A 13,818-nucleotide genomic window follows, 5' to 3' on the forward strand; every position below is an offset into this window, starting at 1 on the left:
CACCGTTACCGGCGAAAACAGTACAATTGCAAACGACAATCGTGCTCCGGTTGCTATGGCTGCGTAAGCAGTCCTAGTCGAACCGACTTTAAGCCCTAGCGCCTAGCCGCGTTAGGCGGGGTTCGCAGGCACCTGGCAACAGAAGCCTGCACTTTCACAAAGACTTCGAGTTTTCCCCACAGCTTCAAAGATTGTTAAGGCTCCGGCGCTATCGCTGGGGTGCAAATAGTCTGTTTGAATACGAGGGGCGCATGCCGCACAAGGTCCAGACCCTGCAAGGCTGGTATGATGAGGTCTGGATCAAGGGCGAACTTGATGCGATCCCCAAATTCCTTGCGCCCAACGCCCGATCGCGTGGGATCATGGGCGATACCCCCTTTTCGATCGAAGATCTGAGCGAGCTGGTGACCATGGTCCGCGAACTGCTTGGCCCCATCGAGATCACGTTGCCCATCACCATGGAGCAAGATGACTGGCTTTCGGCCCTGGTCGAGATAAAGAGTCACTCGGCGGACACAGGCGATCCCGTACATGTTTTTGGCCAAGTGATCGCGCGGTTCGAGGGCACCCAAATGGTCGAGATTTACACAGGCACGGATTCACTGACGTTGTTCGAACAGCTCAGCTTACTGCCTGAAAACGCAATGGCCATCATGCTTGGGGGAACCCGCCTGCGGTAAGCGTGGTGTTTTTTGCTCGTGCCGAGCAAGTGACACCGCATTTCTCAATACCAAAAAATTCGCAACGTAAAATGTTTACCACTGGAATTTAATGCACGCGGACACCCAGCGACGTGAGCACCGAAAAGTATGTCGAGTTGTTTGTTGAGCAGCGCGCCCGTCGTGGACTTACATCCAGCTTTTCCAGACGTTCAACAGTGCAAAAGGTTGACCTGAACAACATCAATGCGCAAGCTTGCAGAAGGGGCCAATGCGACTGCCCCATCAGGCTGAACACATAGTGGCCCAAACGTCGCATCCTTTTGTTGTGACCAAAGGATGCCACAATGGAACACGAAACCCACTCAATATCTGCAACGGAATTGCTGCCTCTGCTCGGAACCGGCAAGGCACCTCGTCTGATTGATGTCTCCCTGCCCGAGGATATGGCCGCCGATCCTTGGCGGTTGCCTGCGGCGCACCATGTCCCGCACCTTGATATACAGAATTGGTGCGCTTTGCCGCCGAAAGGCATTCCCATTGTAACGGTTTGCCAAAAAGGTTTGAAACTGTCGCACGGCGCCACTGCCATGTTGCGCAGCATGGGCTTTGACGCGCGCGCATTAGAAGGTGGTAATACTGCGTGGTGTTCTGCGCATCACCCGCGCCTTGCATTAAACTCCGCGCCGACACCCGGAACCCCTTGGGTTCTGCCCGCGACACAAGACGCAAAGGCGTGTCTTGCGGCGTGGGTAATTCGACGCTGGTATGATCCAGATGCAACACTGTTGTGGGTGCCGGCCGTTTATGCACAGGACGTCGCGACGCGCTTTAAGGCACACGTTCTACCCGAAACACCGCTTGCTCAGAGTTTTGCCGCCAAAGGCCTCATTTGCTCTGATCTCATGGACTTTGTTGCGTCCGTTGAGGCTCTCACATCTCCCGTCACACCGCTACTTGGCGTGTTGCTCAATCTTCATGAAGGTGATGAAGAGTTGGCCCAGGCCGCCATGCCGTTTCTTGACACGGCTTGGCTGCTCCATCGCCAATCCAGTCAGCGGGAGGTCGCATGATGGAACAGAGCTGGTCCCGACTTACCCAGGTTTTTGGGCGCATCGGCGTGCTGTCCTTCGGTGGACCTGCTGCACAAATCGCATTGATGCATGAAACGCTCGTAACGCGCGAGAAGTGGCTGTCCGAGGATCAATACCTGCGCGCACTGTCGCTTTGCATGCTTCTGCCGGGACCCGAGGCCATGCAGTTGGCGACATATGCCGGGTGGCGGTTGCGCGGCGTGGCTGGTGGGCTGCTCGCCGGATCGCTCTTTGTCATACCGGGGGCCGCTGTGATCCTTGTTCTGGCACTGGCCTATATTCGCTTCGGCGATGTGCCGATGGTGCAGGCCGCGTTCCTTGGCATCAAGGCGGCTGTCATCGTCGTAGTGTTGCAGGCGCTTATGCGGTTGGGACAAAAGGCACTTAGCGGCCTAATCGCATGGTGCCTTGCTGGCGCGGCCTTTGTGGCCCTTTTCGTATTTGGTATTCCTTTCCCTCTGGTCGTGATTGGTGCGGGCCTCGTCGGCGCGCTGCGTGCTGGTCCGGCCAACGTGCGCGATCCCGCCCCGGTCAAAACCCAAACTGGGCGCACCATCGCGGTTTTCGGCACACTTTGGCTCACGCCGCTGGTTCCGCTTTGGCTCACTGATCAGAGTTTCCTACTCGAGATCGGTCTGTTCTTTTCCAAACTTGCCGTCGTCACGTTTGGCGGGGCGTACGCGGTGCTCGCCTACATGACCCAGCAGGTGGTCCAGGATCACGGTTGGATCACAACCGGTCAGATGTTAGACGCACTGGGGCTTGCAGAAACCACGCCCGGCCCGCTGATCCTTGTGACCGAGTTCGTGGCACTGCTTGCAGGCTACGCCCAGGGAGGTCTGGCCCTTGCCTTCGGCGCAGGAGCGCTGACGCTGTGGGTGACCTTCGTGCCATGCTTTCTCTGGATATTTGTAGCTGGACCATATCTGGATCACATCGCTACACGGCCTCGCCTGTCGGCCGCATTGCAGGGTATCACAGCCGCGGTGGTCGGCGTCATCCTCAACTTATCCGTTTGGTTTGCCCTGCACGTCATGTTTGCAGATGTCCGAACAGCCAAAATCGGCGCCCTACCCGTCCCGGATATCTCGACCGTCAATCCCTGGGCGATCGCCCTCACCGTTGCCGCGGCATTCTTTATGCTGCGCTTGCGCGTCAGTTTGCTGGCGACATTGGCCATCGTGGCGGCGTCAGGTTGCGCACTTTCGCTTTTGGGGCTGGTTTAATCCCGTTGAACGCGCGCCACCTCTTCCCTCTGCGTTAAATTGGGATATGGTTGATACACGCAGCACGAGGATCACCATGAGCCGGAGCATTGATTACGGCAACCTGATGCACGAGGCCATGCGCGGCCTTATCCGGAAGGTGTTGACGGATGTTGCCCAGTACGGGCTACCTGGGGCACATCATTTCTTCATTACTTTCGACACAAGCCATCCGGACGCCGAGCTGGCAGATTGGCTGAGTGATCGCTACCCGGGTGAAATGACGGTGGTGATGCAGCACTGGTATGACAAGCTTGATGTCGGCGCAGAAGGCTTCGCGGTGACACTGAATTTCGGCGATGCGCCGGAACCGCTCTACATACCTTACGATGCGATCAAGACCTTTGTAGATCCGTCGGTCGAGTTTGGGCTCCGCTTTGAAACCCAAGGCGAAGACGAAGACGAAGCCACGCCAGCGACGCCTCCGGAAATCCTACCAAGCCGCGCACCCGCTGCCCCCAAACCAGCACTTGAAGACAGAGCGAAGACCGACGATGAGGGCAAAGATGCCGACATCGTGTCTCTGGACAGTTTCAGGAAGTAATCCGGTAATCAATCCCGGGTCAGAAATGTTTCCACAGCGCGCAGGATTTCACCGTCCCGGATGTTCTGGAAGTTCAAGTTCAATCCACCTTCCGTCAATGTGCGGTCATATTGCTGTAGGCTGTAGCCACCATCGGTGTCCACGAAAAGTGAGTAAACAGTCAACGTCTCTTCATCGATGCGCGCCCAAACATAAGGTTCACCCTTCATCGGGTCGAGCTGAACTTCGTGACCGAAAACATTCTTTCTCTGAGCCGCTGCATAGACGTCGCCTCGACCGCTTGGCACAAAATCAATGGAATATGATTTTTCAGACATCTTACCAGATGCTCTGTGCGTGACCGAGGTCCAGGTGACAGTGAACCCGTACTTCGTTTTGTCGATCTTTACGCTCATATCGCGGGGAAGCTTTGTTCCGTCCGCTTGCACAACATCGGCACTGCCCGAGTACTCACCAACAAATGGTGCAATATCGGCCCGTACAGGTGCTGCCAATGCGAGCATGGCAAAGCTTAGTGCAAAGAGGGCAGCAAAAAAGGGTCGCATAGAGCCGCCAGCAAGTGCACGTGAGACATTCATGAGGTGGTCCTTTTTCCTCCTGTTTCCTCAGATATAGGAACGCTCGCACAAGGATGCACCCTCGGTTCGCCAATGTGTGATGACATCATGCATGATCCAGCGCACCAGTCCTTGTCTGCACTGCCCTTGGCCGGTAGATGCATGGCATCACGACGACACGCGTAAAAGGAGCCGCTCCATGGCCGACACCCGCACTGAATCCGACAGCTTTGGTCCGCTGGAGGTTCCAGCCGACAAGTATTGGGGTGCGCAGACGCAACGCTCCATCATGAACTTCCCGATTGGTTGGGAAAAGCAGCCTGTGGCCGTAGTGCGCGCACTTGGTGTGATCAAGAAAGCCTGTGCCATACAGAACAAGGCGCAGGGCACGCTTGACGCAAAGCTGGCCGACGCGATCATTGAAGCGGCGGGTGAAGTCGTTGCAGGCAAGCTTGACGACAACTTTCCACTTGTGGTCTGGCAGACGGGGTCCGGCACACAATCCAACATGAACGCCAATGAGGTGATCGCGAACCGCGCAATCGAGATTCTGGGCGGCGTCATAGGCTCAAAGGACCCAGTGCACCCCAATGATCACTGCAATATGGGCCAATCGTCGAACGACACATTTCCGACGGCTATGCACATCTCGACCGCGATGACAGCGCGCGACGTGCTATTGCCCGGTCTTGAAAAGCTGCACGCCGCACTCGAAGCCAAGGTCGCTCAGTTCGATGGGATCATCAAAATCGGGCGCACCCACACACAGGACGCAACCCCTTTGACGCTCAGCCAGGAGTTTTCCGGCTACAGCCATCAAGTTGCGATGGGCATCCAACGGGTCAAGGACGCGCTGGGCCGCATCTATGAGTTGGCACAAGGCGGCACGGCCGTGGGCACCGGTCTGAATACCAAGGTCGGTTGGGCCGAGGCGGTCGCGGGCCACATGGCCGACATTACCGGCCTGCCCTTTGTCACGGCCCCCAACAAGTTCGAAGCACTTGCCGCGCATGATGCCATGGTCGAGATATCCGGCGCTTTGAAGACAGTCGCAGCATCGCTCTTCAAGATCGCTAACGACATTCGCCTTCTCGGTTCCGGCCCTCGCTGCGGCCTTGGTGAACTGGTTCTGCCCGAGAATGAGCCGGGTTCGTCCATTATGCCGGGCAAGGTGAACCCAACCCAATGCGAGGCGCTGACACAAGTGTGCGCGCATGTCATGGGCAACGACGCTGCCGTGGGCTTTGCCGGTTCACAGGGTCATTTCGAACTGAACGTCTACAAACCCATGATGGCCTACAACGTGCTGCAATCCATGCAGTTGCTGGGGGATGCATGTTCGGCGTTCACGGACAATCTAGTGGACGGACTACAGGCAGACGAGGTGCGCATCGACAAGTTAATGCGCGAGTCGCTCATGCTCGTCACCGCGCTGGCGCCGGAAATCGGCTATGACAACGCCACGAAGGTAGCCAAAACCGCGCATAAGAACGGCACCACGCTGATCGAGGAAGCCGTGAAACTGGGCTTTGTCACCGAAGAACGGTTCAATGAAGTGGTGCGCCCCGAAAACATGATTGGCCCCAAGTGAGCACACCGATCAACCTGAACAAGGTCCGCAAGGCCCGTGCGCGCGCTGAGAAGAAGGCGCGCGCCGATGCCAATGCGGTCACGTTTGGGCTGACCAAGGCAGAAAAGGATCGCGCAAAGCGGGAAAACTCCCGGTCGGCGCGAGAATTGGATGGCAAAGCCGCCGAAACGTCCCCGTATGGTGCGAATGGGAACGACAAAAAGCCATAAATCCAAGTCAAATTCGCCGCGTTGAGAGTTATAGGTGTTCCATGACACAGACACATGACACAGCCGTGCGTGACCGGATTCGCGCCCTGCGCCGCGCGCGCCGCTATATTCGTGCCAATGAAGGATCGTTGGCGCGTCTGCTGAACACATATGAACGCATTGCCCAGCTTGACCCCGCCCGCCGGTTCTGGGCAGAGCAGTGAGCACCCGGCCACAAAAGCACTCCCTCACCCTCAAGGGTCATCGCACCAGCGTGTCACTTGAACCCGAATTTTGGAACGCCTTCCGCAGGATTGCGGAAGAAGAGCGTCGCCCAATCAACGACTTGGCAGCTGAAATTGATGCGAGCCGTGGCACCGATGTCGGACTGGCCTCTGCAATTCGCGTCTATGTGCTCAAGCGGTGGATGGACGGCTAAGCACTCACCATCACGACAAATCGACTTGCTGCCGCTTCGAGCATGGCAACCCGATAAAATCAAACAAAGTATAAACCCGCCCTCCTTGAGAGAGAGCGGGTTCGCAGTGTTTCGTCGTTGACCAAACTAAGCGATGGATGCTTCGAAAATCTGATTGATGTTTCCGCCAAGCGCGGCGTGAAAGCCATCGTCAGTCATGTCGCGCTGCAACCCTTCGGTCAGCGCACGACTGAAGCTCGCGATCATCTTGTGGTTCTGTGCAAGCCGCGCACTGGCATCTTGCGTCGAATACCCACCAGACAGCGCAACAACCCGCTGCACCCGCGGATGATCTGCCAATGCATCATAGATGCCGGGTTGTTCGGGCAAGGTCAGTTTCAGCATGATGTCCTGGCCTTCGCCCAATGCCTCCGTCTGCGCCATCAGGACGTCGGCCAGGATCGTTTCAGCCTCTGCCTTGGTTTCGGAATGAATATTCACTTCCGGCTCGATGATCGGGACCATACCTGCAGAAATCACCTCATGCGCGACGTCGAACTGGTTTGCGACAATCGCCTTGATCCCATCCGCATTGGCTCCGTGGATCACAGACCGTTCCTTGGTGCCGTAGATGCCCATTGCCTTGGCCGCTGCCAGAGTATCCGCCAGTCCGGGAATGGGTTTGAGCAACTGAACACTGTCGGCCTCGTCCTGGAGCCCCTTGTCGATCTTCAGAAATGGCACCACGCCACGCTTGTCCCACAGGTATGACGGCACCGCCTGCGCTTCGATCTGTTCATGCAGTGTTTTTTCGAACAAGATTGCGCCGATGACCTTGGCGCTTGTGAAATCTGGGCTCAGGATGATGCGTTCCCGCATCTTCTGGATCTCGGCAAACATCTCGTCCTCGGATCCGTAATCCGCAGCATCCACCCCATACAGCGCAAGCGCCTTTGGCGTGGACCCGCCAGACTGGTCCAAGGCAGCGATGAAGCCGCTTCCGTTTTCCATCTGGTCCTGCATCTTGGCAAAGTCGGTCATACCGTGCTCCAAAGTCATGACTTCAATTGCATCAGACGTAACGCATTACCGACCCGCAAGAAATCCCGCCAAGCCCCTGTTTGCGCTATCTTTTGCCGATATCCAGCCAGATTCCGTCTTTTGCGCGAACAGTCAGGTGCGCCACCGGTACGGGCACCCGTCCATCCACGCACGATACCCGGGCATCACGCAACAGCCGCGCCAGAATCAGCGGACCTTCGACCATGGCAAACCCGGCGCCGGTACACACCCGGGCGCCAACAGAAAATGGAATATAGGCGTCACGCCCACATGCCTTGCCGTTTTCGGTTTGCCACCGACCTGGATCGAACTCGTCCGGACGTTCCCACAAACGCTCATGACGGTGCAAATGCCACGGGCTCAACACCAGCTGGCTGCCCTGGCGCACTTCACGATCCCGGAACCTTTCAGGACAAGCCGCCTCGCGCACCATCATCGGGACCGGTGGGTACAGGCGAAGCGTCTCGCGAAACACGTCTCGGGTCATCGGCAGTTTTGACATCACAGCGAAATCGCAGTCCGTCAGAGCCTTTGCCTCCGCTGCCACTTTTTCTTGCCACTCCGGGTAAAGAGCCATCAAATACAGTGCCCAGGCGAGCGCGGATGCGCTGGTTTCGTGACCCGCCAAGAAAAAGATCGCGACCTGATCCACCATTTCTTCCGGGGAAAAGGTCTCGCCGGTTTCGGGGTCATGTGTCGTCATGATCTTGGTTGCCAGATCATCAGGCGCGGTGCCTTGTGCAATCTCCTGGGCACGTTGATCGACCAACTGGGCAATCAACGTCCGAATGCGCGCCGCGCTCGCCCTCGTGTCCCGACGAAACAGCCGTGGCATCCAACGCGGTAGTGGGACAAAGGCAGCAAGGTTCAGGATTGGTTGGCTGCGCTGATAGGCACGGAATTCGCGAAACACGGCGCTGGCCAGCTCGTCCTCAATCGGAATGGAAAAGAGCGTGCGGAAAATGACATCGGCTGCTGCATGGCTGGTCTGTTCTTCGATCTCAACCACACCTTCCGGCAATCGCGCAGCCGCCGCTTCAGAGGCGTCCCACATGGCCGGGAACGTTTCGCGCAGGCGCCCGCCCTCAAACGCCGGATCGATAATGCGCCGTTGGCGTTTCCATGTCTCTCCATTGGTTAGAAACACCGAGTTGCCTAGGAGCGGGCGCAACCCCTCACTCACACGGTCAGATTTTGGGAAGTCCCCGGGGCGATCTTTCAGGACCGTCTTTACCAACTCCGGTTGGTTCATCAGGTAGCTGCGGAAAAAAGGCGTCCGAAACTCTGCCATCCAGGCGCGGTACAAACGCGCAGGCTGGGCTGACAGGATGTCCTGCCGAAAGAGCTGCATGTATCGCCATAATGACACACGGTCGGGGCGGCTGGGTGGTTTGGGCGGAATCATGCAGCGACTGACGTGTATTTCGACACTGCGTGGTCGATACGGGATTTTGACGGTGGCCGATCTGCGTATCGATCCGCCAATGTCTGCGGCCCCGCTGTGATCTGGAAGTAATCGTAATCCTTGGGCCGGTCGAACGCACAGAGATACTGAAAATGCAGCCGAAAGAAACGCCAGCGCAGTTCCTTCCAGCGTTCGGGACTTAAGGTCTGAGTGAAGGCGGCAGAGAATACCAACGGCCAGCGCTTGTTCTCGGGTGCAACACCCGAGACCGACACGGGATCACACAGCGCAAAGGCGCATCCGTCCCCCGGCGCCGTCACATCGACCCATGTCAATGTGTCCTGAACCGACAGATATTGCAGATCTGCACGCAGGCGGTGTGCGTCCGGCAAGAAGGATACCATTGGCACCACCTGCCCCAAGGACAGGAATGCCAGTGCAGGGCCATTGGCGGGCACCTGCCCCGCTCGGAACAAGTCCGCCAGGATGGAAACCGCCAGATGAGCGCCAGACGAATGACCGACGATCAGCACTTCGTCGACGTCTCCTGACAGAGCCTCCGCTATACCGCTCTGGAAGTCACGCATACGCTCTTCCAATGCGGGTGGGTTCGCCCCCTTGGATGCAGCGGAATAGGCATAGTCATGCATGAGGTAGTAGGCAAAGATCTTGCCATCCTTAGCCTTGAACCAACGCATAAGAATGATGCACGCCGCAGCGCCGAGAAGTAGACCGCCCCAAGCTCCAATGACGCCAAACACGGCGCCGAAGCGCCACAAGACATACCAGAGAAAGAAAGCCAGCAAGGCCTGCCCTAGCAACATGCCAACGGGGTACAATGCGGCAACCACAGGCCCTTTTCGAAGCCGCATCAACCGCCGTAGCGCGCCCGAGGCAATGTAGGTCCATGCGGTGCGCACCAATTGCAGATATGTGCCGGGGATCGACGCCTCCATTGACCCACGCACAATGTCGGACCAGACCAGCACTTCGATATCAGCATGCACATTTGCGCCATCGATTTCGGCATCGACCTGCCAGCCGTAGTGTTCGGAATTGGAGGCCGGACGCAGCGCAATCTGGTAACCCGAGATGTCCGCCTGTGCCGCGCCTTCCTTGCGATAAAGCTCGCGGTAGCGACGGGGATGAATCGGGTCGTAGCCCGGAATGTAGAACACCCGGCGACGCGAGACGGATTTTGGATGCTGCCTGCTCATTCATGCACCTTTTGGTGCAACCTAGCGCGCTTCTACGGCCAAAGTAAGGCTGTGACCGCTTAGCCCAATGTGGCGAGTGCTGGGAACTGTTCCAGCAGCCAGAACGAAAACCGCGTGAACAGCCCGAACAGCATCGCTGCACCGACCAGCAACAGCAACCCGCCCATAACTTTTTCAATCAAGGCCATGTGCCGCTTGATCCTGTTCATGAAGCCCATCGCCCGGCTCATGAACATTGCGGCCAACAGGAACGGAATACCCAAGCCAGCCGCGTAAATGCCGAGCAGGAATGTACCGCGTGTGACCGAGGCTTCGGATGCGGCAAGAGTCAGAATGGCACCCAATTGTGGACCAATACATGGCGTCCAGCCGAATGCGAAAGCGAGCCCAAGGATATACGCACCAAAGGAGGACCCGCCGTGATCCCCTGCATCCATGCGGGCCTCACGATCCAGGAACGGAATGCGGAATACGCCCAGAAAATGTAGGCCAAAAACCATGATCACAGCGCCGGATATCTGTGCGAACAGTATCTGGTTTTGCAAAAAGAACGCGCCAAAGGCTGACGCAGCGAAGCCGAGAATAATGAAGACCGTCGACAGGCCAAGCACGAAGAACAAAGCTGTTACAGTCGCACGGCTGCGTCCCGACTGCCCTTCTGACATCTCGCCGACGGTCATGCCCGACATATACGCCAGGTACGGCGGCACAATGGGCAGCACGCAAGGGCTTAGAAAGCTGATGATGCCAGCCAGAAGCGCAACGCTCATAGCGGGGATCAGGCTTGCATCGATGATATCGATTCCGAACATATCACCCACCTAACCGTCCTTAACCCGCACGTCACGTGCGACACGGTCACATGTCTGTGGACAGGATGTAACATCGCGCCTATTTCGGCATTTATGAATGACGCACATGAACTGGATGCGGTCGGGCTGCTATGTCCCTTGCCCGTACTCAAGGCACGCAAGCGCCTGCAAAAGCTTTCCGCCGGCGACTTGTTGATTATCGCGGCTGACGATCCTGCAGCCGTGGTAGACGTGCCCCATTTCTGTAGCGAGGCAGGTCATACACTTGTGTCAGCCGATACAGACGGTCCAATCCAGCGCTACACAATCCGCAAAGGATAAGGGCGCGCCGCTGGCACGCCCCTCTACTTATTTTCCAAGCGACCACCAGCCGCGTTTTTTGGGCTTTGGCGGTTCTTCTGGTGCAGGCGCAGGAGCCTCAGCGACGGCTTCTGGACCCTTCACCTCTTCGATAGGTGCAGGGTCCGTCGCCACCACCGCCACGTCCTCGGCACTTGCCTCTGCAGCCACTGCGGGCGTCTCCTCGGCCTTGGCCGTCTTCGACTTGGTGCTGCGTGATCGCGTCGATCGCGTGGTTTTCTTGGGCGCCGATTCCTCAGTAGGTGACTCCACAGTCTCGGGCGCACTCTCCGCCTCACCTGACGCATCTTGCGGCTTTGCCTCGGCTTCTGCCGCGTCAGCCTTGGCCTTAGTCGAAGTCCGCGACCGAGATGACCGGCTACGGGTCGTTTTCTTCTTCGGCACGGCCTCGGCTTCCTCGGCCGGCGGCGCGGCCTCATCTGTCACCGTTTCCAAGCCTTCTGCAACCTCAGCCTCGGGCTGATCCGCACTTGCCTCATTCACATCGGCAGAGGATGATTTGCTGCGGCTCCGGCTGCGACGACGACGGCGCCGACGCTTAGGTTTGGCTTCCTCATCCTCGCCCGTGGGCGCATCCGGTGCGTCTGCCTGCGCTGCATCCTCGTCCTCATCCACCTGATCCATGATCGACGTGTCAACAGAGACGACAGGCATATCAACGGCCTTTACCACACGGGTTGCCGTCTTGAACTTCTCAAGCGAAAAGTCGGGGCTGACCAGATGCGGGTCACCTTCGATACGCACCGAAAGACCGTACCGGCCCTCGATCTGCGCGATGTGCTCGCGTTTCTGGTTCATCAGGAAGTTAGCAATCCCGACGGGCGCTTTGATCAACACCTCGCGCGACCGGCGGCGCGTACCTTCTTCTTCAATCTGGCGCAGGATGGACAATGCCAGGTTGTCATCCGAGCGGATCAGACCCGTGCCGTGACAGGCCTGACAGGGCTGTGTCGTAGCCTCGATCATGCCGGGGCGCAGGCGCTGTCGGCTCATCTCCATTAAGCCAAAGCCGGAAATCCGACCCACCTGAATCCGCGCACGATCCGTTTTCAACCGGTCCTTCATACGCTTTTCAACGGCCGAGTTGTTCTTGCGCTCGTCCATGTCGATGAAGTCGATAACGATCAGGCCGGCAAGGTCACGCAGACGCAACTGGCGGGCAACCTCATCTGCGGCCTCAAGGTTGGTCTTGAGCGCTGTTTCCTCGATCGATCCTTCCTTGGTCGCCCGGCCCGAGTTCACGTCGATGGCCACAAGCGCCTCGGTCACACCGATGACGATGTAGCCGCCCGACTTCAACTGAACGGTCGGGTTGAACATGCCACCCAAATACGTTTCGACTTGGTAACGGGCGAACAGCGGCAGGCTGTCTTGGTATTGCTTCACGTTCTTGGCGTGGGACGGCATGATCATCTTCATGAAGTCCTTGGCGATGCGGTAGCCGCGCTCACCTTCGACAAACACCTCGTCAATCTCGCGATTATACAAATCGCGGATCGATCGTTTGATCAGGTCGCCCTCTTCATAGATTTTCGCTGGCGCGATGGACTTCAGGGTCAACTCGCGGATCTGTTCCCAGAGACGCTGCAGATACTCGTAGTCGCGCTTGATCTCTGCCTTCGTTCGCTTGGCGCCTGCCGTGCGCACAATAAGGCCAGCGCCCTGCGGCACTTCGATCTCGTTGGCAATTTCCTTGAGCTTCTTACGATCCGCAGCATTGGTGATCTTGCGGGAGATGCCTCCACCGCGGGCTGTGTTCGGCATCAGGACGCAGTAGCGACCGGCCAAAGACAGGTACGTGGTGAGCGCAGCACCCTTGTTGCCGCGTTCTTCCTTGACGACCTGCACCAATAGGATCTGCCGGACTTTGATGACTTCCTGAATCTTGTAGCGACGCGGGCGAGGCTTGCGCGGGGGACGAATGTCTTCGCTGTCGTCCTCGTCCGCCACGGACTCGATGCTGTCATCCTTGAATGTAGCATCTGACCCCTTGGCTTTGACGTCATCATCCTCACCGGCATCGGCAGTCGAAGCATCTTGCTCTGCCGCACCAGCGTCGCCTGCATCTGCAGCATTTTCCGCTTCTTCTACCGCCACCGCTTCGGAGTCAGAGGTCTCTTCTTCGGCATCCGCTTCGACCAGTTCAGCTTTCTCCGCGGTGTCGTCGGGCTCTGCAATCTCTTCGCCCGCTTCCGGCGTATCAACGGGCGTATCCTTGACTGTTTCCATTGGAGAGGAGGCCTCTCCTTCTGGAACGGAAACATCCGTTTCCGCATCAGCACCTGTGTCGAGGTCAATGGTCTCCATTCCCTCAATCTCGGTCGATACCTTGGCGTCGGTATCAGCGGCCTTGGACGCTTTGGATTTCGACCGCGACGACCGCTTGCGACTTGGCTTGGGCTTTTCGTCTTCGTCGTCGCGCGCCTTCATCGCCTCAGCATAGGCGCGCTCTTCCTCCATCAACGCCTCGCGGTCGGCGACAGGGATCTGGTAATAGTCCGGGTGGATTTCCGAGAACGCAAGGAACCCATGGCGATTGCCGCCATAGTCCACGAAAGCCGCCTGAAGCGACGGTTCGACCCGTGTTACCTTTGCGAGATAGATGTTACCAGCAAGCTGGCGTTTGTTTTCGGATTCAAAGTCAAA

15 protein-coding genes and 1 other RNA gene are annotated in these 13,818 nt (G+C 57.7%); 10 read left to right on the forward strand and 6 right to left on the reverse strand.

Going from position 1 to position 13,818, the window contains the following annotated elements:
- From ssrA to AC6RA8_RS16645, 5 genes are all read left to right on the forward strand, one after another.
- Positions 1 to 153, forward strand: a transfer-messenger RNA (tmRNA) gene (gene ssrA / locus AC6RA8_RS16625); the annotation flags it as partial.
- Positions 154 to 251: 98 nt separating this feature from the next.
- Positions 252 to 680, forward strand: coding sequence for an ester cyclase (locus AC6RA8_RS16630; RefSeq protein WP_500354091.1), 429 nt, complete (start codon positions 252 to 254; stop codon positions 678 to 680).
- A gap of 326 nt (positions 681 to 1,006) precedes the next feature.
- Complete coding sequence (locus AC6RA8_RS16635) at positions 1,007 to 1,732, forward strand: rhodanese-like domain-containing protein (protein WP_500354093.1); 726 nt, start codon at positions 1,007 to 1,009, stop codon at positions 1,730 to 1,732.
- A complete protein-coding gene (gene chrA, locus AC6RA8_RS16640; RefSeq protein ID WP_500354095.1) occupies positions 1,729 to 2,979 on the forward strand; it encodes a chromate efflux transporter in 1,251 nt (416 codons plus the stop codon). The genes AC6RA8_RS16635 and chrA overlap by 4 nt, the downstream gene beginning before the upstream one ends.
- 76 nt (positions 2,980 to 3,055) lie before the next feature.
- Complete coding sequence (locus tag AC6RA8_RS16645; protein WP_500354097.1) at positions 3,056 to 3,562, forward strand: SspB family protein; 507 nt, start codon at positions 3,056 to 3,058, stop codon at positions 3,560 to 3,562.
- 8 nt (positions 3,563 to 3,570) lie between these two features.
- On the opposite strand, the gene AC6RA8_RS16650 is transcribed toward AC6RA8_RS16645, so the two are convergent.
- Positions 3,571 to 4,140 (reverse strand): hypothetical protein, encoded by a 570-nt coding sequence (locus AC6RA8_RS16650; protein ID WP_500354099.1) that lies wholly within the window; start codon positions 4,138 to 4,140, stop codon positions 3,571 to 3,573.
- 178 nt (positions 4,141 to 4,318) lie between these two features.
- Here AC6RA8_RS16650 and fumC point away from each other — a divergent pair, with 178 nt between their 5' ends.
- Genes fumC through AC6RA8_RS16670 form a run of 4 tightly spaced genes read left to right on the forward strand, consistent with a single transcriptional unit; the run spans position 4,319 to position 6,337 of the window.
- Positions 4,319 to 5,710, forward strand: coding sequence for a class II fumarate hydratase (gene fumC, locus AC6RA8_RS16655; RefSeq protein WP_500354101.1), 1,392 nt, complete (start codon positions 4,319 to 4,321; stop codon positions 5,708 to 5,710).
- The gene (locus AC6RA8_RS16660; protein ID WP_500354103.1) at positions 5,707 to 5,919 is read left to right on the forward strand and encodes a DUF4169 family protein; all 213 of its coding nucleotides are present in this window, start codon (positions 5,707 to 5,709) and stop codon (positions 5,917 to 5,919) included. The genes fumC and AC6RA8_RS16660 overlap by 4 nt, the downstream gene beginning before the upstream one ends.
- Before the next feature lie 41 nt (positions 5,920 to 5,960).
- Entirely contained in the window at positions 5,961 to 6,122 is a 162-nt protein-coding gene (locus AC6RA8_RS16665; protein WP_500354105.1) for a hypothetical protein, read from the forward strand.
- Positions 6,119 to 6,337, forward strand: coding sequence for a ribbon-helix-helix domain-containing protein (locus tag AC6RA8_RS16670; RefSeq protein ID WP_500354107.1), 219 nt, complete (start codon positions 6,119 to 6,121; stop codon positions 6,335 to 6,337). Before AC6RA8_RS16665 ends, AC6RA8_RS16670 begins: the two co-directional genes overlap by 4 nt.
- Positions 6,338 to 6,463: 126 nt before the next feature.
- Here the strand turns inward: AC6RA8_RS16670 and AC6RA8_RS16675 are convergent, their stop codons facing one another.
- The 4 genes from AC6RA8_RS16675 to AC6RA8_RS16690 form a co-directional block, all read right to left on the reverse strand.
- The gene (locus AC6RA8_RS16675; RefSeq protein WP_500354109.1) at positions 6,464 to 7,357 is read right to left on the reverse strand and encodes a fructose bisphosphate aldolase; all 894 of its coding nucleotides are present in this window, start codon (positions 7,355 to 7,357) and stop codon (positions 6,464 to 6,466) included.
- A gap of 85 nt (positions 7,358 to 7,442) precedes the next feature.
- On the reverse strand, positions 7,443 to 8,783 hold the full coding sequence (locus tag AC6RA8_RS16680; RefSeq protein WP_500354111.1) for a cytochrome P450: 1,341 nt from the start codon (positions 8,781 to 8,783) through the stop codon (positions 7,443 to 7,445).
- Positions 8,780 to 10,000, reverse strand: a complete 1,221-nt coding sequence (locus AC6RA8_RS16685; protein ID WP_500354113.1) for a hypothetical protein — start codon at positions 9,998 to 10,000, stop codon at positions 8,780 to 8,782. The genes AC6RA8_RS16680 and AC6RA8_RS16685 overlap by 4 nt, the downstream gene beginning before the upstream one ends.
- 59 nt (positions 10,001 to 10,059) lie before the next feature.
- A complete protein-coding gene (locus tag AC6RA8_RS16690) occupies positions 10,060 to 10,812 on the reverse strand; it encodes a cytochrome c biogenesis CcdA family protein (RefSeq protein WP_500354115.1) in 753 nt (250 codons plus the stop codon).
- 93 nt (positions 10,813 to 10,905) lie between these two features.
- Between AC6RA8_RS16690 and AC6RA8_RS16695 the strand changes: the two genes are divergently transcribed.
- Positions 10,906 to 11,133: a sulfurtransferase TusA family protein gene (locus tag AC6RA8_RS16695; protein ID WP_500354117.1), complete on the forward strand. Its 228-nt coding sequence runs from the start codon at positions 10,906 to 10,908 to the stop codon at positions 11,131 to 11,133.
- Positions 11,134 to 11,160: 27 nt separating this feature from the next.
- Here the strand turns inward: AC6RA8_RS16695 and AC6RA8_RS16700 are convergent.
- A partial coding sequence (locus tag AC6RA8_RS16700) for an Rne/Rng family ribonuclease (protein WP_500354119.1) occupies positions 11,161 to 13,818 on the reverse strand: 2,658 nt, incomplete at its 5' end.

The organism is Tateyamaria sp. (assembly GCF_059783535.1).

What these genes read in the sequence shown, in the direction of transcription:
- AC6RA8_RS16630 (WP_500354091.1), top strand. Translation starts at nt 252, where the DNA reads ATGCCGCACAAGGTCCAGACCCTGCAAGGCTGGTATGATGAGGTCTGG.
- AC6RA8_RS16635 (WP_500354093.1), top strand. Translation starts at nt 1,007, where the DNA reads ATGGAACACGAAACCCACTCAATATCTGCAACGGAATTGCTGCCTCTG.
- chrA (WP_500354095.1), top strand. Translation starts at nt 1,729, where the DNA reads ATGATGGAACAGAGCTGGTCCCGACTTACCCAGGTTTTTGGGCGCATC.
- AC6RA8_RS16645 (WP_500354097.1), top strand. Translation starts at nt 3,056, where the DNA reads ATGAGCCGGAGCATTGATTACGGCAACCTGATGCACGAGGCCATGCGC.
- AC6RA8_RS16650 (WP_500354099.1), bottom strand. Translation starts at nt 4,140, where the DNA reads ATGAATGTCTCACGTGCACTTGCTGGCGGCTCTATGCGACCCTTTTTT.
- fumC (WP_500354101.1), top strand. Translation starts at nt 4,319, where the DNA reads ATGGCCGACACCCGCACTGAATCCGACAGCTTTGGTCCGCTGGAGGTT.
- AC6RA8_RS16665 (WP_500354105.1), top strand. Translation starts at nt 5,961, where the DNA reads ATGACACAGACACATGACACAGCCGTGCGTGACCGGATTCGCGCCCTG.
- AC6RA8_RS16675 (WP_500354109.1), bottom strand. Translation starts at nt 7,357, where the DNA reads ATGACCGACTTTGCCAAGATGCAGGACCAGATGGAAAACGGAAGCGGC.
- AC6RA8_RS16680 (WP_500354111.1), bottom strand. Translation starts at nt 8,783, where the DNA reads ATGATTCCGCCCAAACCACCCAGCCGCCCCGACCGTGTGTCATTATGG.
- AC6RA8_RS16685 (WP_500354113.1), bottom strand. Translation starts at nt 10,000, where the DNA reads ATGAGCAGGCAGCATCCAAAATCCGTCTCGCGTCGCCGGGTGTTCTAC.
- AC6RA8_RS16690 (WP_500354115.1), bottom strand. Translation starts at nt 10,812, where the DNA reads ATGTTCGGAATCGATATCATCGATGCAAGCCTGATCCCCGCTATGAGC.
- AC6RA8_RS16695 (WP_500354117.1), top strand. Translation starts at nt 10,906, where the DNA reads ATGAATGACGCACATGAACTGGATGCGGTCGGGCTGCTATGTCCCTTG.